Origin of the sequence: Rhodococcus sp. IEGM 1406 (genome assembly GCF_030056745.1) — a bacterium.
Lineage (GTDB): Bacteria > Actinomycetota > Actinomycetes > Mycobacteriales > Mycobacteriaceae > Rhodococcus_F > Rhodococcus_F erythropolis.
Genome location: NZ_JASHKO010000002.1, coordinates 1,112,444 through 1,129,934, shown reverse-complemented (window position 1 = coordinate 1,129,934; position 17,491 = coordinate 1,112,444). Strand labels below are relative to the sequence as shown.

Here is a 17,491-nt window from a genome sequence, read left to right as displayed (position 1 = left end):
GAACGGACCAGAGTCTTCTTACAATGTGAGAAGTCTGTTTCACATACTGAAGTATTGGTGAGATAGTCGAGATACCGACCGAATCAAGGGTCGGTATCTCGGCGCTCTCCCGCCCCGTTGACCCAGGACGGCTCAGGGTGTTTTCCTCTGACCTTCATTCTGCGTGCCTGGGAGCTTCACATGACACACGCCGCGCTGTCCGCTCGTATGGACGGACTCCGTAGTTCTGCAATTCGCGATCTGCTCACCTTGACTGCCCGACCCGACGTCATCAGCTTGGCCGGCGGACTACCCGATCCTGATTTCATTCCGCGGGAACGAATCTCGAAGGCAGCCCACGACGCACTCGGTGACCCCTCGTCCGTTCAATACGGCGAGACGTCAGGCCTGCGGCGCCTCCGTGAGGTGATTGCCGAGCGCGAATCCTCCAAGATCGGGCGGGCACTCGACGTGTCCGAAGTTGTGATCACACACGGTTCTCAGCAAGGTTTGAGCCTGCTCGCGCAGGTCCTCCTCGACGCCGGTGACGTTGTGGTCGTGGAGGAACCGGCATATACCGGTGCGCTGCAGGTCTTTCGGACGGCGCAGGCTCGTCTCGTTCCCGTCCAGTTGGACGAGGACGGAATGGACACCGACGCGCTCGAGGCGAAACTCGCCGCCGGTCTTCGGCCCAAAGTTGTGCACACCGTGAGCAATTTCCACAACCCGCGGGGCGCGGTGCTCTCGGCGCAGCGGCGAGCGCACTTGGCGGCGCTGGCGGACCGATACGGGTTCTGGGTTCTCGAGGACGACCCGTACGGCGAACTGTACTTCGGCGAGAAACCGCCCGCACCGCTGGCGGCGTTGTCGGACAGGGTGATTCGGCTGTCCAGTGCTTCCAAAGTGTTGGCACCGGCGCTGCGCGTCGGCTGGCTGCACGGCGACCGAAAGGTCTGCGAGGCGGTCGAACTGATCAAGCAAGGCGCTGACCTGTGCGGGTCTTCGCTCACCCAGCAGATCGCCGCAGACCTCTTCTCCGACGTCGAATGGTTCGAAACGCACCTCGACAAGCTCCGGGAAGGTTACGGCGCCAGAGCGAAGGCGTTGGTCACGGCCGCCGAGACGGAATTGAGTGGGCGTGCACGCTTTTCCGAGGTCCGCGGCGGGATGTTCTGTTGGATGGATTTCGTCGACGACGTCGACACCACCGAACTCCTGGGTGCCGCGCTCGAGCACGGCGTGGCATTTGTCCCAGGTTCGGCCTTCGCGGTCGAAGCTGACCTCGGTCGAAGCGCTCGACTTTGTTTCGCGACGTATCCCGAAGCCGTGCTGGTCGATGCCGTCGGCAGGCTCCGGAAGAGTGTTACCGCAGGTACAGCCTGACCTTGTCGATAGTGTTGCGGAGCAGATCGATCTCCGTGCTCGATGGTGGGGTGGTGATGGTGACGTGCTCGGCGACGGCGAGGTCCCATCCCGTCGACTCTCGGACTTGATCGACCGAGATTCCCTCGTGGACGCTGGTCAACTCCAATTCGCCGCCGGGGCCCTGGCGTGTCAGGACGCCGAGGTTGGTGAATACCTTGGTCACTCCTGCACCTGCCGGCATGATGCCCTTACCGCTGGCGTGGGCGCGGGCGGGGCTGGGTGAGGTGCAGAAGTCGAGCTCGGCCGGAAAGGAACTGAGATCGTGGCGACGCATCACGACGAAGATCTCGGCGGCGTTCGCGATGATCTCGACGGCCCCGCCCGCTCCGGGCAGTCTGACCGTCGGGTTCTTCCAGTCACCGATGAAACTTGTGTTCAGACTGCCCGTTCGATCGATTTGAGCGGCCCCGAGAAATCCGACGTCGACGTTGCCACCTTGCAGGACGTAACCGAAGAGCGCGGCCATGCTCAGCACGGATTCGGCACCGGAGACAACCACGGAGTCCGCGATACCCTCGGCCATTGCCGACGGATGTGCACCGCACACTCCGGATTCGTAGATCAGCTCGACGTCCGGATTCGACGTGTGCCGCGCGAGATCGACTGCGAGCGTGGGTAGCCCAACTCCGGCGAAGACCCGGCGCTTACCCGCCAATTCGCGTGCCGCGACGGCGACGATCGTTTCGGTGGATGTGGTGTTACCGGTCCCGATCGTGGTGGTCATAGTCTGCTCCCGTAGTCGACTGGTGTGGAGAGTTTTGGTCCGACCTCGAGATCCGACCAGTAGTCGGCTCCGAGTTTGGCGAGATACTCGCCGTGACTGTCGAGTGCGTACACCCATTCGTCGAGCCAATTTCTCAGCCGTGAAGGGTCTTTGGAGATTTCGGTCCAGCGTCGGTAGAAGCCGCAATCGCGGTCGTAGTATCCCTGCGCGTACGACGGGTGTGCGCCGCGCGGGCAGACGACAACCGCGTCGACTGCATGCGAGGGAATCAGAGTTCGGCTCGGGTCTGACCTGATGACCTCGTCGTCGACCAGTTCTTCGACAACGACGATTGCCTTCTTCGCGGCGTACACGGCCTCTTGCTGCACCCCGGCGATGCCCCAGATCTGCGCGTTCCCGGACGTGTCCGCTCGCTGTGCGCCGATGATCGTGACATCCGGATTCAATGGCGGCACAACGTAGACGCTCCCGCCGCCGTACGGGTCCTCGACGAGTCTCAGTTGTGGGTTGAGTGCGGGTAGATCACTACCGGCGTACGACCGTAGCGGGAAGAAGGGAAGCCTGGCGGCTCCCGCCTGATACCGGCACACCATGCCGTAATGGCTGTATTCCTCGACTTCGAGGGGGAGCGGGTCCTGGTTCTCGATGCGTCTGCGTAACTCGTACAGAGAACCTGCGGAGCCGCTGGCGAAGAACGAAGCGACCAGCTTTCGGACGCAGCCGGCGGCGACGAGTTGATCGGAAACGATGTCCGGCGTCATCCGGCACAGCGTGAGGTCCTTCCTGCCCTGCCGGATGATCTCGTGTGCCGCGGCAAATGGAATGAGATGCGAAAAGCCCTCCAACGCAACAGTCATTCCGTCGCCGACGTATCGACCGATAGCCTCTTTCATCGAGAGCGTCTTGTCCACGTGTGTACCTCTTCTTACGTTCTCGCGCACTTGGTCGGTTTCGGAAACTTGACATGGTCGGCCGGTGTGGCGCAACAATGTCGGGTGGAAATTCATCAGATCAACGCATTTCTCGCGGTGGCTGAGGAGCTACATTTCGGCCGTGCGGCTCAGCGGCTTCGGATTGCGCAACCGCCGCTGAGTCGAACCATCCGGCAATTCGAGAAACAGCTCGGTTCGCCGTTGTTCGATCGAAGTACTCGAACTGTGCGGTTGACTGCTGCCGGTGAAGCACTGCTGCTTCCGGCGCGCGAAATTCTGGACGCGTGCCGGATGGCCGAGATCGCGGTATCCGCGGCAGGCCAGGGAACGACAGGTCGCGTTCGCCTGGGCTTCGCGGGAACCTCGTCGCACCTACTCGTCGGGCGGTGGGCGAAATTGGTGAGAAAGACGAATCCCGGTATCGAATTTGTGCTCGACAGTTCCGCTTTCGCGAACGAGGCGTTGTTGATGTTGCTCGATCGACGCCTCGACATCGGGATGGTCCGGTGGACCGTCCCGCCGCTCGGGATCACGTCGAGATTGATCGCCGAGGAGAACTTTCTGGTTGCCATGTCGAAAGACCATCCGATGGCGTCGAGGGAATCGGTTCGGTTGATCGAATTGGAGTCCGAGAATTGGGTGACGCTTCCGGCGGAGCCGGGTTCGATTCTGCGGGAGTCTCTGCTCTCTGCGTCGAAGAACGCAGGATTCCTGGCTCGAATCGTGCAGACGGCACCGGATTCGATGTCGTTGATCGCGCTGGTGTCCGCGGAAATCGGATGCTCGTTGACTATTTCGTCGGTGGCCCAAAGCATCGTGAACCCTGATGTTGTCTTTGTTCCCGTCATGGATCCACCTCCTCCCCTTCAACTGCGTATCGCCTGGCGAGATGGAGACGACAGACCTGCGCTTCTCGAAGTGTTGAAATTGTCCGAGCAGGCGCTGCCGTCCCTGGCTTAGACGGTTGCCCGACCGGTAGGAATTTCACCCGCTTCGGACTTCGGCGAGTTTGCAGTATCGGCAAGAGCGTTCTCGAGTTCGAGCTCGTCGTAATCCGCTTGCTCGGCCGTCGAGAGTTCGCTTGCGTTGTAGCCGGTACGTCGGAGCAGGAGAAGGGTGCAGATCAGCGAGACAAGTGCGTACAGTCCGGACACGATCGCGACCCCGACGATGTTGCCTGACGTGTTGAGCATCCACTGCGCCAGTACCGGAGTTCCGCCGCCGACGACAAGGGAACACAGTTGATACGCCGTCGACAGACCCGTGTAACGGATGTTCGCAGGGAAGGCGCGAGCGAGAACGCCGGCGATGGCGCCGTAGAACATCGAGTGCGGGATCGTGGCGAGACACATCGCAACGACTGCGATGGTGAAGTTCCCGGTTCTGATGGCAAAGAACATCGCGGGCATGAGAACGAACTCCGGTATCACCATCAGGCACATGGCCTTCCGCATGTCTATCTTGGAAACCAGAACGGCCCCGAACGGTTGGACGATGAACTGCACGACAAGTGCGATCGCGATAGCGGCGAGGAATGTGCCGCGGTCGTATCCGAGTTCTTTTGTAGCCCAGGACAATGCGAAGGTGTTCTTGAAATAGGTGACCTGGGCGAGGGGGAGTGCGCCGGCGCCGAGGAGAACCAGCACCCAGTGCTTGCGCAATACTTCGGCGAGCGGAAGTTTGACGACCTTCTTGCGGGCGAGAACGGCCTTCATCTCGTCGGACTCTTCGAGTTTCAGGCGAATGATCATGCCGAGGATGACCAGGCCTGCCGAAACGAGAAAAGGGATTCGCCAGCCGTAGAGAAGGAATGACGGCGTCGGCATCGAGGACAGCAGGAAGAATGCGATGGTAGCCAACAGATTTCCCGCGGGCGAGCCCTGCTGAGCGAACGCGGAGTAGAGGATGCTCTTGCCCTTCGGTGCGTTCTCGCTGGCGATGAGTACCGCGCCACCCCACTCACCACCGACCGCAATTCCTTGGATCACGCGAAGGGTGACCAGACCGATCGGGGCCCACATGCCGACCTGCGCGTAGGTGGGGAGGAGTCCGATCCCGACAGTGGCGACGCCCATCATCATCAAGGTGATGACCAGGGTGTTCTTGCGCCCGATCCGGTCGCCGAGATGGCCGAAGATGATCCCGCCGATCGGCCTGGCGAGGAAGCCTGCCCACAGGGTGATGAAGGCGAGGAGCGTGCCCACTCCGTTCGGCAGTGTGTCGGAGAAGAAGATCTCGCCGAATACCAGGGCAGCCGCGGTGCCGTAGATATAGAAGTCGTACCACTCGATGGTGGTTCCGATGAATGAAGCGATACCGGCTCTTCGTGCCTTGGCGTTGATCTCCTCGGAACTGCGAGTGGGTGAACTCATGCGTGGCGACCTTTCTCTGCAACATTCGCGGCGCCGAAACGTGGCGCGCCTGAATGAGATTCGCAGAGTGGTGTAGGTCACGTCCAATACCAACTTGGTCGCCTATTGATACCTCAGGAGTATCAATAGGCGACCATGATCAGCTCTTCCGGTATGGAAGGATCGGGGTGATTACTCGGACCAGTTGTACGTCCGCTCGACGGCCTTGTTCCACTCCGCGTACAGCCGTGACCTTTCGGACTCGTCCATCGCCGGTTCCCAGGTTTGGCCGACGGCCCAGTTGTTGCGGATGTCTTCGGTGTCGGCCCAGTAACCGATGGCGAGGCCCGCTGCATACGCAGCGCCGAGTGCTGTCGTTTCGTTGACCACCGGGCGGATGACGGGAACTCCGAGGATGTCCGACTGGAACTGCATCAGGGTTTCGTTGACCACCATGCCGCCGTCGACCTTCAGCGCGGACAGTTCGACTCCCGAATCCGCACGCATGGCGTCGATGACCTCACGGGTTTGGTATGCCGTCGCCTCGAGCGCCGCGCGAGCCAGGTGTCCCTTGTTGACGAACCGCGTCAGGCCGACGATGACACCCCGTGCATCCGGTCGCCACCGGGGTGCGAACAGTCCGGAGAACGCGGGTACGAAGTAGGCGCCGCCGTTGTCGTCGACACTTGCGGCGAGTGGCTCGATGTCCTTGGCGTTCTGAATGATTCCGAGATTGTCCCGAAGCCACTGGACCAAGGAGCCGGTCACCGCGACGGAACCTTCGAGTGCGTAGACGGCGGGGGCTTCGCCGAGTTTGTAGCAGACGGTCGTCAGCAGTCCGTGCTTGCTGTGCACCGGCTTCGTTCCGGTGTTGAGAAGCATGAAATTGCCGGTGCCGTAGGTGTTCTTGGCTTCACCCTCGGAGAGGCAGGCCTGGCCGAATGTGGCTGCCTGCTGGTCACCGAGGATTCCCGCGACCGGCACACCGGCGAGATTGCCGCGAGGACGGCCGGTGCCGTAGACCTCGGACGAACTACGGATTTCCGGGAGCATCGACATCGGGATTCCGAAGTCCGCGCAGATCGATTCGTCCCACTGAAGGGTCTCGAGATCCATCAGCATCGTGCGTGACGCATTGGTGACATCTGTCACGTGAACACCGTCGGTCAGGTTCCATACGATCCACGTGTCGACGGTGCCGAAGCACAATTCTCCGGCCTCCGCTTTGGCTCTCGCGCCGTCCACGTTGTCGAGAATCCACCGGATCTTCGGCCCGGCGAAGTAGGTCGAGAGCGGCAGCCCGGTCTTGTCTCGGTACTTGTCCGGACCCTCGTCGCCGCCCAGTTCGACACACAGTTGATCCGTGCGCGTGTCCTGCCACACGATCGCGTTGTAGATCGGCTTGCCCGTCGAACGCTCCCAAACGACGGTCGTCTCACGCTGATTCGTGATTCCGACGGCCGCGATGTCGGCCCGCGTGAGGTCGACCTTCGCGAGAGCGCCGGCCACCACCTCCCGGGTGTTGATCCACAGCGCAACCGGGTCGTGCTCGACCCAACCGGCACGCGGGAAAATCTGCTCGTGTTCTTTCTGCGCAACGCTCACCACGGCGCCGTCGTGATCGAAGATCATGCAGCGGCTCGACGTCGTGCCTTGGTCGATGGCGGCGATGTATTGATTCACTGTGCTCCTATGTTCGGGCGCGTTCGCAGTTATCCGTGCGCTGTCGCAGTATGTGGATCAAGCTACTAGCCTGTAAACGGATTCGTCGTCGACTTACAGGAGACCGGGTTGAGTAAGCAGCAAGGTGCGCAGTTTCTCGGCCCGCAGCAGCGTGAAGCTGCTTGGGAACAGCTTCAGACCGAGCAATTCGACGTCGTCGTTGTCGGCGGCGGTGTTGTCGGTGTCGGAGCTGCGCTCGATGCGGCCACCCGCGGACTCAAGGTTGCGTTGGTCGAGGCCCGTGACTACGCATCCGGCACGTCCAGTCGCTCGTCGAAGATGTTCCACGGCGGTCTCCGCTATCTAGAGCAACTCGAATTCGGCCTCGTTCGTGAAGCATTGCGTGAGCGCGAACTCTCGCTGACCACGCTCGCTCCGCACCTGGTCAAGCCGCTGAAGTTCCTGTTCCCTCTGGCTCACCGAGTGTGGGAGCGCCCGTACATGGCGGCGGGAATCTTCCTCTACGACCGAATGGGCGGCGCAAAGTCGGTCCCCTCCCAGAAGCACTTGACGCGGGCGGGCGCGCTACGCATGTCGCCGAGCCTCAAGCGCAGTTCGCTGACCGGTGGCATCCAGTACTACGACACCGTCGTCGACGACGCTCGGCACACCATGACCGTCGCACGGACCGCTGCACACTACGGCGCGGTCGTCCGAACGTCGACGCAGGTCGTCGGCTTTCTGCGGGAAGCGGATCGGGTCTCGGGAGTTCGTGTTCGGGACTGCGAAGACGGCCGTACCGCCGAGGTCAAGGGTCACGTCGTCATCAATGCGACCGGTGTCTGGACGGACGAGATCCAAGCGCTCTCACGTCAGCGCGGACGGTTCCGGGTGCGAGCGTCGAAGGGCGTACACATCGTCGTCCCGCGCGATCGCATCGTCAGTGAAGCCGCCATCATCCTGCGTACCGAGAAGTCGGTGCTGTTCGTCATTCCGTGGGGCAGTCACTGGATCATCGGCACCACTGATACCGACTGGAACCTGGATCTCGCACATCCGGCGGCAACCAAAGCAGATATCGACTACATCCTCGGCCACGTGAACTCCGTCCTGGTCACGCCGTTGACGCACGCCGACATCGACGGTGTGTACGCCGGCCTGCGCCCGCTGCTTGCCGGTGAAAGCGACGAGACGTCGAAGCTCTCGCGCGAGCACGCCGTTGCCCGTGTGGCTCCAGGTCTGGTCGCCATCGCCGGCGGAAAGTACACGACGTATCGGGTCATGGCGGAAGACGCCGTCGACGTCGCAGCAGAAGACATTCCGGCGCGGGTTGCGTCGTCGATCACGGAGAAGGTACCGCTCGTCGGCGCCGACGGATACTTCGCGTTGATCAACCAGACCGTGCAACTGGGCGAGCAGTACGGCTTGCATCCGTATCGCGTCAAGCACCTGCTCGACCGCTACGGTTCGCTCATCACCGAGGTCCTCGAACTCGGCCGGCAGACACCGGAGTTGTTGCAGCCCATCACGGACGCGCCCGATTACCTTCAGGTCGAAGCTGTGTACGCCGCCGCGGCCGAGGGGGCACTGCACCTCGACGACATTCTGGCCCGCCGTACGCGTATCGCAATCGAATATCCGCATCGTGGTGTCAACTGCGCACAGCAGGTCGCCGGATTGGTTGCCCCGATTCTCGGTTGGGATGCCGCCACCGTCGAACGCGAAGTCGACACGTACCGAGCGCGTGTCGAAGCCGAAATCGAGTCTCAGACCCAGCCGGACGACGAGTCGGCGGACGCATTGCGCGCCGCAGCGCCGGAGTCGCGGGCCGAGATCCTCGAGCCCGTCGTCGTGGTGCCGGATCGGGTCTGAGTCGCCTGTCGTTTGTTCTCGGTCTGTCGCGGGTAGGCGGATGGCGAATCACCACCCGTGTCAGCACAGACCGGTCGAGCGTCACCCAGGAGGATCTCAATGTTCGGTAATCGGTCGCGATCTGCTGAGGAACACATAGCTACCGGCTATCTGGTCACTCACCTGTGCGGGGCGATGGTGGGGCTGCAACTCTCGCGGTCACTCGCGGACTCGTACGGTGCCTGGGCCGACGGTGAGCTGGACTCGTTGCCGGGTGAGCTCGAGTACGAGATCGAGCAGCTGCTGCAACTGATCGAGGACACCCAGGGCATATCTCTGCCGCGGTACTCCAAGATCGACGCGACGGTCAATCGGATCAGACGCCTCGTTCACGTCGACGCAATCTGGCGCAACCGTCTCGTGAAGTTGGCAACTCTCGAGATCATGCGGACCGCTCTGTGCGGCAAGAGTGCGATGTGGGAGGTCCTGCGAGACATTCCGGCCGGGGAGACCGAGGAGCAGTACCGCGAACTCAACGACCTGGTGTCCAAGCAGATCACCACGGTCACGGCGCTGCATCACCGCGCAGCTACGGAGGCTTTCCAGGGGACGGACGGGCGGGAATCGGCGAGCGGCGGCGACCCCATCAGGTCGAGTAAGTAAGGTTTGTACCGTTCGATGAAGAATTCGATGAACGGTAGACCCCGAGGTGTATGGAGATGGCTGAGCGCGACCAAGCACTGACAGAACCCAAGGCAGTGTTCGCGGCGTTGGCGGAGATCCTCTACTCCGCGGCAGACAGCGCCGAGGTGTACTCCGCGATCTGTTCGGCGGCTGTCGAGTTGATTCCCGGTTGCGACCACGCAAGTCTGATGCTGCGACGTGGAAACACCAACGTCACCGTAGCGGCGAGCGACGAGATCGCCGATTATGCAGACGATCTCGAGCGTGCCACCGGTGAGGGGCCGTGCATCGACGCCCTCGATACGGAGGCGCCGCAACTCGAGTCGGACCTTCGCACCCCGAATCAGTGGCCCGAGTTCGCTCGGAAAGTAGTGGCAGAGACACCCATTCGCGGATCGATGGGGTTCCGGCTGATGGTCGATCGTCAGAAGTTCGGTGCCCTCAACCTCTTCTCGGACACTCCGGGGGCTTTCACCGAAACCGTTGCCGACCACGCGATCATGTTGGCGTCATTTGCATCCGTGGCCGTCACTGCGCTGACGCGAGGCGAGGATGCCGACTCGCTGCGACGTGGTCTGGCAAGCAGCCGCGAAATCGGTCAGGCCGTCGGTCTGCTGATGGCACTGCATCGTGTGTCCGACGACGAGGCCTTCGACATTCTGGTGCGAACCTCACAAAACATGAACGTCAAGATCGCCGAATTGGCGCGCAAGGTCATCGTCCAGCATCGTTCGACTCTGGACTGAGCGCTTCGTTCGTTCCGGGAGAACCGAGGAGTTGAGATCGCTTGCGATCCACCGTCTCTCGAAGAGCTGTCACCACCGCTGCGACCTCCGGGCGTCGCAAGGATTCCGAACGGGCCACCAACCAATAGGAAAGTCTCACCTCGATGTGAGCCGGTAGAACGCGAATCAAATCGTCGTGCTGCTCGGCCATGAAACAGGGGAGAAGGCCGATGCCGGCACCCGCGCGCGTTGCCTCGATGTGTACGAACACGTTGGTGGACGTGACGGCCTCGCGCATGGAAACCGTGAGCTTGCGAGCCAGATCGAGTTCGTCGACCTGCAGCATCGAGTCGATGAAGTACACGAGCGAGTGATCGGCCAGATCTGCGGCACTCTCGGGAACAGCATTCTGACGTAGATAGTCTCGGGACGCGTACAAACCCAGCGCGTAGTCGGCCAGATGGACTGCTTCGGCGCGGTGAACGTGAGGCTTGCCGACCACAACCTCGATGTCGAGACCCGAGCGTATCTGCGACGCCTTTCTGGTTGCGACAACAATCTCGACGCTGACGCGGGGATGGCGTCTGCGAACCGCGGCGCCGGCGGGCGCCGCGATGTATGCGCTGAATCCGTCGGTCGCCGAGACTCGCACGACGCCGTCGAGTTGCTGCTGACCGGTGGAGTCGAGCGCCAGTTCGTTCACCGCGGCCTCGATGCGCTCGGCCGCGCTGAGGGCTTGTCTGCCCAGGTCGGTCAGCTCCCAGCCGCCGGACGAGCGGACCAGGACACGGCCGCCGAGACACTTCTCGAGCGAGGAAATGCGGCGCGAGATGGTGGTGTGATTGAGGCCGAGGTCGTCGGCGGCGGTGTTGAAGCGACCGGTGCGACCGACCGCGAGAAGCACCAGTAGGTCGTCCGGGCTCAGTCCGAGAGTCATATCTGCATTTTTGCACCTATATGGTGCGAGATTTGTCATTGTCGTGCCATCAATCTGCACTGATACTCATCGAGTCACAAAAAATGTGCGAGCGGTCACATTCCTGATCGTGAAGAGCAGGCGAATCGCGAACTGAAGACGAGGGAGTCCACGATGAGCGTCGACAACATGCCGAAACCCGAGAGCCAAGCCCCACCATCGGGGCTGAAGAAGGTGGTCGGCGCCTCGATGGCGGGCACCGTGGTCGAGTGGTACGAGTTCTTTCTGTACGGCACGGCGGCCACGCTGGTCTTCAGCAAGGTCTTCTTCCCCGGCGGCGGCAACGAGCTGGATGCGATCATCGCGGCTTTCATCACCTACGCCGTCGGATTCGCCGCCCGGCCACTCGGCGGAATCGTCTTCGGATACTTCGGAGACAAATTCGGCCGAAAGCAGTTGCTGCAGTTCAGTTTGCTGTTGGTCGGCGCCGCAACGTTCTTGATGGGCTGCCTGCCTACCTACGGTCAGATCGGCTACTGGGCGCCGGCAATGCTGGTCACGCTGCGCTTCATCCAAGGATTCGCGGTCGGCGGCGAATGGGGTGGGGCGGTACTCCTGGTCGCCGAGCACAGCCCGAATCGATCGCGCGGATTCTGGTCGTCGTGGCCTCAGGCGGGCGTGCCGATGGGCAACCTGGTGGCGACGGTCGTGCTGTTGATCCTGACGTCGACGCTCTCGGACGAATCCTTCATGAGTTGGGGCTGGCGCGTTGCCTTCTGGCTCTCCGCGGTGATCGTTCTGGTCGGGTACTACGTTCGGACCAAGGTCACCGATGCTCCCATTTTCATTGCGGCGCAGAAGGAAGCAGAACTGGTCAAGGCAACCTCGTACAGCGTTTTCGAGGTCGTCAAGCGTTACCCGCGCGGAGTGTTGACCGCGATGGGGCTGCGTTTCGCCGAAAACGTCATGTACTACCTCGTGGTGACCTTCTCGATCACTTACCTCAAGGTCGTCGTTCATGCGGACACGGCGCACATCCTCTGGTGGATGCTGATGGCACATGCCGTGCACTTCGCAGTGATTCCGTTGGTAGGCAAACTGTCCGACACGATCGGTCGACGCCCGGTGTACATGATCGGCGCCGTCACCGCCGGAACGTGGGGATTCTTCGCCTTCCCGATGATGAACAGCGGGCACAATGCAGTCATCTTGTCGGCAATCATCATCGGGCTCGTGTTCCACGCGTTCATGTACGCAGGCCAACCCGCGATCATGGCCGAGATGTTCCCGACTCGGATGCGCTACTCCGGTGTCTCCCTGGGTTATCAGGTCACGTCCATCGTGGCGGGTTCACTGGCTCCGATCATCGCGACCGGATTGCTGAGCAAGTTCGACTCCTCGGTCCCCATCGCGATCTATCTCCTGCTGGCATCCCTGGTCACCATCGTTGCAGTCATTTTCGCGCGGGAGACCAAGGGAATCTCGCTCGAGTCCGTCGACGCCGCTGACGCCCGTGTTCTCGCCGACGAGCGGGCCGGTGTGTCTGTATGACGCTGACCGGAAAGTCTGCTCTGGTCACCGGTGGTGCCAGCGGGATCGGCGAAGCGTGTGCTCGACTCCTCGCCGCCCGCGGCGCGCACGTGACCGTCGCCGATCTCGACGACGTCGCCGCGAAGTCGCTGGCCGAGGAGATCGACGGCACGGCGTGGGCCGTCGATCTCCTCGACACCGACCAACTCGTGGATCTGTCACTCGAGACGGACATACTCGTCAACAACGCCGGCATACAACGGGTCAGTCCTATCGAGGATTTCGACGTCGAGGACTTCCGGAAGATTCAGCGCCTCATGGTCGAAGCGCCATTCCTCCTCGCTCGGGCCGCCCTGCCGTACATGTACCGCAACAGTTTCGGTCGCATCGTGAACATTTCCTCGGTCCACGGGCTCCGCGCTTCGGCATTCAAGAGTGCATACGTCACGGCTAAGCACGGACTCGAAGGACTGTCGAAAGTTGTTGCGCTCGAAGGCGCCCCACACGGTGTCACCAGCAACTGCGTCAATCCGGGCTACGTCCTGACGCCACTAGTGCGATCCCAGATCTCCGACCAGGCAAAGGTTCACGGAATCAGTGAATCCGAGGTTGTCGAAAAGGTGATGCTCACCGAGAGCGCAATCAAACGGATGGTCGAGCCTGCGGAGGTGGCATCGCTGGTGGGCTGGTTGGCATCGACCGAGGCGTCGATGGTAACGGGGGCGTCGTACACCATCGACGGAGGGTGGAGCGCCAGCTAGACCACCCGAGCTGCTGGGTTTTTCACGCTTCGGGGATCTCGATTCCGAACTTCTCGCGAGTGATGACCTCGGGTTCGGGACCACCGCGAACTCCGGTGTCGAGTGCGTCGATTGCGGAGAGTTCTTCGGCGGTGAGTTCGAAGTCGAACACGTCGAAGTTCTCCGCGATGCGCGAGGGAGTCACCGACTTGGGGATCACCTGGCGGCCCTGCTGGAGGTGCCAGCGGAGCATCACCTGTGCGGGAGACTTGCCGTGAGAGGAAGCGATAGCGCCGATGGTGGCGTCCTCGAGGGTTGAGCCGTGAGAGCCGTCGCGATAGAACGTGATTCCGCCGATCGGTGACCATGCCTGAGACAGAATGCCGTGATCGGCGTCGGCCTCGAGCAAGGTCGACTGCCTGAAGTATGGATGGACCTCGATCTGGTTGACCGCCGGCACTACGGACGTTGCGTCCAATAGTCGGGTGAGGTGATCCGGCATGAAGTTACTGACTCCGATGGCACGAACCTTGGCGTCTGCGAGAAGTGTTTCCAGCGCCTTGTACGCGTCGATGGTGCGCTCGAACTCGCTCGGCAACGCCTGGTGAAGGATGAGGAGGTCAAGTTGCTCGACTCCGAGTTTGCCTGCGCTCTTGTCGAAGGCGTGCAAGGTCTCGTCGTATCCGTAGTCGGTGATCCAGACTTTCGTTTCGACGAAGATCTCACCGCGATCGAGACCGGATCGCCGGATCGCCTCGCCGACGCCCTTCTCGTTGCCGTAGGCCGCAGCCGTATCGATATGGCGATAACCCACCGAAAGCGCGGACTCGACTGCGGCGAGAGTTTCGTCCGGCGGGGTCTGGTAGACGCCGAAGCCCAGCGCGGGGATGTCGACGCCGTTGTTCAGTTTCAGGCTCGGGATGCTCATGTCGTCCACGGTAGCGGCGGCCACTGGTTCGGTGGGAGTGACTGCTCAGCCGGGTAACGGCAGTACCCCTTCAGGCCTGGCAATTTGCAGTTGTGGCTCGTCAATGAGTGAGCACTATCTTCAAGCCGACTATGAGGGTGGCGACGGCAGCGAGGCCGAAGGCTGCCAGATGTGTGTTCGTGCTGACTTTCTCGCCGTGAAGACGGCTGATCACGTAACTGGTGGATCCGATGCGCAGGATCAAGACGATTTCCGCGATCAACTGCGCCGTCCGTGGTTCCAGGAAGTTGAACCACGCCGTCGCGAGAATGGCGACAGGAACAACCGCGGAGGTGAGGATCGGGACAGAATCGCGCAGCGAGTCGATTCTCTCCGCGGTGGTGAGACGGCGGTCGTTGCGAATGCTCTCGCCGACGCTCTCGGCAAATGTGTGGGCGATGTACGTCGACAATGCCGTGCCGACCACAATCGCGGCGCCCAGTGATTCCTGAGATTTTGTCACCGGGACGAGTGCGGCGAGGACAAGAATGTTGCCGTAGATGTACGCGGTGGTTCTCGCCGCCACACGTTCTTGTCCCAGCGGCGCACCGTGAGACGTGATCGGCCGGTTCAGCAGTGTTCGCAGGTCCCACTCCATGTTCAGAGCATGGCAGATCAGACCCTCGGGCTGTAGTGCATCGGATTATCTCGCTGCTCGAGCGGCGGTAGATTGCGCGCCGGTGTGTGGACCAGTGGTGCCCCGGCGGGAATTCTGCCGCTGGCTCGGTCCCATCCCGCGCGAGCGCGCGGTTGATACCGGTATCGCCACGGCACCAGGCGGAAGACGGCGTTGACGGTGCGGCCGACAGCGTTGTGAATTTTCTGATCGCGACTGGTCCACGAGTAGCCGAGAAGGTCGCGAACCGGTTGGTCGTACATGCCCACTGTCAGCCACACGAATCCGCGGGCGAGGGGAATCCGCGTGAGCCGCCACAACGGATCGGGTAGCCACGTCATGTACGGGGGCTTTCCCAGCCCCGACAAATCCAAGACGTCGCGGGTCGCTTTGTTGTCTTCGAGTACGTTGCGGCACATGTGGTCCCAATACTCCTGAAATGCCTCCCAGGTTTCGGGAACCGGGCGCATGCTCATCCCGTACAGGCGGTACCACTGAATGTGCTCGGTGAAGAGTTGTCGTTTCTGGGCCTCGGTCAGGCCACCGGAGAAGTTCTCGGCGGTGACGATGGTGCCCATGAAGAATGTCGCGTGCGCCCAGTAGAAGGTGTCGGGATCAAGTGCGTGGTACCGGCGTCCCAGCTTGTCGATGCCCTTGATCCGTGTGTGATAGCCACGGACTTCTTCGGCTGTCTGCTGCGCGCGATCGCCGTCGAAGACGACGCCGGCAATGGGATACAGCGAGCGGTACAGCCGTTCCCAGCGCTCGTCGAAGAACTGCGAGTGCTCCTCGACCCCGGCGCCGAGACCAGGGTGCATGTTTTGCATCGAACCTGCCCAGACACCTTGGAGCATCCCGCGCCAGTCGCCGAAATACTTCCAGGTCAGGGAATCCGGACCGAGGGGAACCGGGGTGCTGCTGTCGCCAAGTTGACTACGCATGTTGTCAGATTAGGATCGACAACAGCGGTAGTCAAGGATCGAATACCGGGTGCATTGAAGAACAAGTGTCGGCGAAGTGGGGAAGTTGTGAGCATCGAAGAACGCAGGGCCACTCGAAAGGCGACGTTGTTCGACGTCGGAGTGACACTGCTCGGTGCGGTCGACGGTCCGGCCGTCAACGTGCGAGCGGTCTGCAAGGCCGCTGGTCTGACCGAGCGGTACTTCTACGAGAGCTTCACCGATCGCGATCAGTACGTTGTCGCGGTCCACACGTTTGTCGCCGAGCGCGCGCAGTCGGCGCTCGCCACGGCAGTGGAGTCCGAGACGACATCCGAGGCAGTCGCCACCGCTGCGGTCGACGCTTTCGTCAAGCTGATGGTCGACGACCCGGCAATGGGGCGAGTGCTTCTGATCGCTCCGCTCTCGGAGCCGGTGCTGAGCGGACGCGGTATCGAATCGATGCCGGCGTTCGTGGACCTGGTGTACGACCAGTTGTCCGAGATTGCTGATCCGGTGGACAAGCAGCTGGTGGCAGTCGGGCTGGTCGGGGCGTTGTTCACACTGTTCATCGGTTATCTGGACGGCTCGATCGTCGTCGAGCGCGAGCGATTTGTGCGCCATTGCGTCCGGCTGCTGATCAACGCTAACCAGGCGTGAACGGCTGGCACGCGGGGCAGAAGAAGATATTTCGCTCGGTGAGCTGATCCGGTCCGAGGGTGCCTTCTCTGATGCGGGTTCCACATCGGCGGCAAGGTTTTCCGCGTCTGCCGTACACCCACGTTTGCCTACCTGGGCGGGTGTCGCCGGTGGTGACCCGGATGCGACGCGACTTGTTGACGTTGATGGTGCGGAATGACAGATCCACAATCGCGTCGAGGTTCCCGGCGCGGTGTGTCGGCGTCTTCGGGTGAATGCCTCGTAGGAAGCAGATCTCGTTGCGGTACACGTTGCCCAGTCCGGCCATCACGCGCTGATCCAGAAGCGCGACTCCGATCGGTACGGAGTCTGCAGCGCGAAGATTCTCGACGGCCACGGAACTGTCCCAATCGGTCCCGAGCAGGTCCGGTCCGAGGTGCCCGACGGCCTCCTGTTCCTGCCCCAGTTCGAGGATCTCGGTGACTCCCAGTGAAAAGCCCACTGCTACAGAGTCTTCGGCGGCCAAGATTATGCGCGCTTGATGGGCGGGTCTGCGCCAGCGCTCGCCGGGGCGATAAATCTGCCACTGACCCTCCATCTTCAGATGCGTGTGAATGGACGCTTCGCCCACGCGGATCAGCAGATGCTTTCCGCGGCTGGCGACGGAATCCACACGATGTCCCGATAAATCGACGGTGGCATAGCGAGGAACGCGGACATCGCAGGTGGTGAGTACCTTCTCGGCCAGGGCAGCGCGCAGATCGTTGGCGGCCCGCCACACGGTATCGCCCTCAGGCATGGTCGCCGCTCCA

The 17,491-nt window shown here is 61.8% G+C and carries 17 protein-coding genes; 8 read left to right on the top strand and 9 right to left on the bottom strand.

The features are described from left to right. The first annotated feature begins 180 nt into the window (after positions 1 to 180). Positions 181 to 1,362 (top strand): aminotransferase-like domain-containing protein, encoded by a 1,182-nt coding sequence (locus QM596_RS14640; RefSeq protein ID WP_019747706.1) that lies wholly within the window; start codon positions 181 to 183, stop codon positions 1,360 to 1,362. On the opposite strand, the gene QM596_RS14635 is transcribed toward QM596_RS14640, so the two are convergent. Together QM596_RS14635 and QM596_RS14630 are read right to left on the bottom strand one after the other, a co-directional pair. Next, a complete protein-coding gene (locus QM596_RS14635) occupies positions 1,343 to 2,128 on the bottom strand; it encodes a CoA-transferase subunit beta (protein WP_113683029.1) in 786 nt (261 codons plus the stop codon). The two genes, QM596_RS14640 and QM596_RS14635, sit on opposite strands and share 20 nt — an antisense overlap. Next, on the bottom strand, positions 2,125 to 3,039 hold the full coding sequence (locus tag QM596_RS14630) for a CoA transferase subunit A (RefSeq protein WP_020907046.1): 915 nt from the start codon (positions 3,037 to 3,039) through the stop codon (positions 2,125 to 2,127). The genes QM596_RS14635 and QM596_RS14630 overlap by 4 nt, the downstream gene beginning before the upstream one ends. A gap of 84 nt (positions 3,040 to 3,123) precedes the next feature. Here QM596_RS14630 and QM596_RS14625 point away from each other — a divergent pair, with 84 nt between their 5' ends. After that, positions 3,124 to 4,020 (top strand): LysR substrate-binding domain-containing protein, encoded by an 897-nt coding sequence (locus tag QM596_RS14625; protein ID WP_047890289.1) that lies wholly within the window; start codon positions 3,124 to 3,126, stop codon positions 4,018 to 4,020. Here QM596_RS14625 and QM596_RS14620 read toward each other — a convergent pair. Continuing rightward, positions 4,017 to 5,432, bottom strand: coding sequence for an MFS transporter (locus QM596_RS14620; RefSeq protein WP_019747710.1), 1,416 nt, complete (start codon positions 5,430 to 5,432; stop codon positions 4,017 to 4,019). The genes QM596_RS14625 and QM596_RS14620 overlap by 4 nt on opposite strands. A gap of 171 nt (positions 5,433 to 5,603) precedes the next feature. Next, positions 5,604 to 7,094 (bottom strand): glycerol kinase GlpK, encoded by a 1,491-nt coding sequence (gene glpK, locus QM596_RS14615; RefSeq protein ID WP_019747711.1) that lies wholly within the window; start codon positions 7,092 to 7,094, stop codon positions 5,604 to 5,606. A 108-nt stretch (positions 7,095 to 7,202) separates the two neighbouring features. Between glpK and QM596_RS14610 the strand changes: the two genes are divergently transcribed. From QM596_RS14610 to QM596_RS14600, 3 genes are all read left to right on the top strand, one after another. Further along, complete coding sequence (locus QM596_RS14610) at positions 7,203 to 8,945, top strand: glycerol-3-phosphate dehydrogenase/oxidase (protein ID WP_047890264.1); 1,743 nt, start codon at positions 7,203 to 7,205, stop codon at positions 8,943 to 8,945. Positions 8,946 to 9,044: 99 nt separating this feature from the next. Beyond that, positions 9,045 to 9,587 carry a hypothetical protein gene (locus tag QM596_RS14605; RefSeq protein WP_021332531.1) on the top strand — a complete coding sequence of 181 codons (543 nt, stop codon included), beginning with the start codon at positions 9,045 to 9,047 and terminating at the stop codon, positions 9,585 to 9,587. A 50-nt stretch (positions 9,588 to 9,637) separates the two neighbouring features. Further along, on the top strand, positions 9,638 to 10,354 hold the full coding sequence (locus QM596_RS14600; RefSeq protein ID WP_019747714.1) for a GAF and ANTAR domain-containing protein: 717 nt from the start codon (positions 9,638 to 9,640) through the stop codon (positions 10,352 to 10,354). Here the strand turns inward: QM596_RS14600 and QM596_RS14595 are convergent. Beyond that, a complete protein-coding gene (locus QM596_RS14595; protein ID WP_021332532.1) occupies positions 10,323 to 11,270 on the bottom strand; it encodes a LysR family transcriptional regulator in 948 nt (315 codons plus the stop codon). The genes QM596_RS14600 and QM596_RS14595 overlap by 32 nt on opposite strands. A gap of 153 nt (positions 11,271 to 11,423) precedes the next feature. On the opposite strand from QM596_RS14595, the gene QM596_RS14590 reads away from it, so the two are divergent. After that, on the top strand, positions 11,424 to 12,800 hold the full coding sequence (locus tag QM596_RS14590; RefSeq protein ID WP_020969173.1) for an MFS transporter: 1,377 nt from the start codon (positions 11,424 to 11,426) through the stop codon (positions 12,798 to 12,800). Then, on the top strand, positions 12,797 to 13,540 hold the full coding sequence (locus tag QM596_RS14585; RefSeq protein ID WP_020907052.1) for a 3-hydroxybutyrate dehydrogenase: 744 nt from the start codon (positions 12,797 to 12,799) through the stop codon (positions 13,538 to 13,540). The genes QM596_RS14590 and QM596_RS14585 overlap by 4 nt, the downstream gene beginning before the upstream one ends. A gap of 22 nt (positions 13,541 to 13,562) precedes the next feature. Here the strand turns inward: QM596_RS14585 and QM596_RS14580 are convergent, their stop codons facing one another. The 3 genes from QM596_RS14580 to QM596_RS14570 all read right to left on the bottom strand — a co-directional run bounded on the left by QM596_RS14580 (position 13,563) and on the right by QM596_RS14570 (position 16,043). Next, the gene (locus QM596_RS14580) at positions 13,563 to 14,447 is read right to left on the bottom strand and encodes an aldo/keto reductase (protein WP_283309239.1); all 885 of its coding nucleotides are present in this window, start codon (positions 14,445 to 14,447) and stop codon (positions 13,563 to 13,565) included. Positions 14,448 to 14,547: 100 nt separating this feature from the next. Then, on the bottom strand, positions 14,548 to 15,084 hold the full coding sequence (locus tag QM596_RS14575) for a hypothetical protein (protein WP_019747719.1): 537 nt from the start codon (positions 15,082 to 15,084) through the stop codon (positions 14,548 to 14,550). Positions 15,085 to 15,101: 17 nt separating this feature from the next. Continuing rightward, a complete protein-coding gene (locus tag QM596_RS14570) occupies positions 15,102 to 16,043 on the bottom strand; it encodes an oxygenase MpaB family protein (protein ID WP_019747720.1) in 942 nt (313 codons plus the stop codon). An 87-nt stretch (positions 16,044 to 16,130) separates the two neighbouring features. On the opposite strand from QM596_RS14570, the gene QM596_RS14565 reads away from it, so the two are divergent. Beyond that, the gene (locus QM596_RS14565) at positions 16,131 to 16,700 is read left to right on the top strand and encodes a TetR/AcrR family transcriptional regulator (RefSeq protein ID WP_019747721.1); all 570 of its coding nucleotides are present in this window, start codon (positions 16,131 to 16,133) and stop codon (positions 16,698 to 16,700) included. Here QM596_RS14565 and QM596_RS14560 read toward each other — a convergent pair. Beyond that, positions 16,687 to 17,478 carry a DNA-formamidopyrimidine glycosylase family protein gene (locus QM596_RS14560; RefSeq protein ID WP_283309238.1) on the bottom strand — a complete coding sequence of 264 codons (792 nt, stop codon included), beginning with the start codon at positions 17,476 to 17,478 and terminating at the stop codon, positions 16,687 to 16,689. The two genes, QM596_RS14565 and QM596_RS14560, sit on opposite strands and share 14 nt — an antisense overlap. Positions 17,479 to 17,491: the final 13 nt, after the last annotated feature.

Coding starts and splice junctions, on each gene's coding strand:
- QM596_RS14640 (WP_019747706.1), top strand. CDS start 181: ATGACACACGCCGCGCTGTCCGCTCGTATGGACGGACTCCGTAGTTCT.
- QM596_RS14635 (WP_113683029.1), bottom strand. CDS start 2,128: ATGACCACCACGATCGGGACCGGTAACACCACATCCACCGAAACGATC.
- QM596_RS14620 (WP_019747710.1), bottom strand. CDS start 5,432: ATGAGTTCACCCACTCGCAGTTCCGAGGAGATCAACGCCAAGGCACGA.
- QM596_RS14605 (WP_021332531.1), top strand. CDS start 9,045: ATGTTCGGTAATCGGTCGCGATCTGCTGAGGAACACATAGCTACCGGC.
- QM596_RS14600 (WP_019747714.1), top strand. CDS start 9,638: ATGGAGATGGCTGAGCGCGACCAAGCACTGACAGAACCCAAGGCAGTG.
- QM596_RS14595 (WP_021332532.1), bottom strand. CDS start 11,270: ATGACTCTCGGACTGAGCCCGGACGACCTACTGGTGCTTCTCGCGGTC.
- QM596_RS14590 (WP_020969173.1), top strand. CDS start 11,424: ATGAGCGTCGACAACATGCCGAAACCCGAGAGCCAAGCCCCACCATCG.
- QM596_RS14585 (WP_020907052.1), top strand. CDS start 12,797: ATGACGCTGACCGGAAAGTCTGCTCTGGTCACCGGTGGTGCCAGCGGG.
- QM596_RS14580 (WP_283309239.1), bottom strand. CDS start 14,447: ATGAGCATCCCGAGCCTGAAACTGAACAACGGCGTCGACATCCCCGCG.
- QM596_RS14575 (WP_019747719.1), bottom strand. CDS start 15,084: ATGGAGTGGGACCTGCGAACACTGCTGAACCGGCCGATCACGTCTCAC.
- QM596_RS14570 (WP_019747720.1), bottom strand. CDS start 16,043: ATGCGTAGTCAACTTGGCGACAGCAGCACCCCGGTTCCCCTCGGTCCG.
- QM596_RS14560 (WP_283309238.1), bottom strand. CDS start 17,478: ATGCCTGAGGGCGATACCGTGTGGCGGGCCGCCAACGATCTGCGCGCT.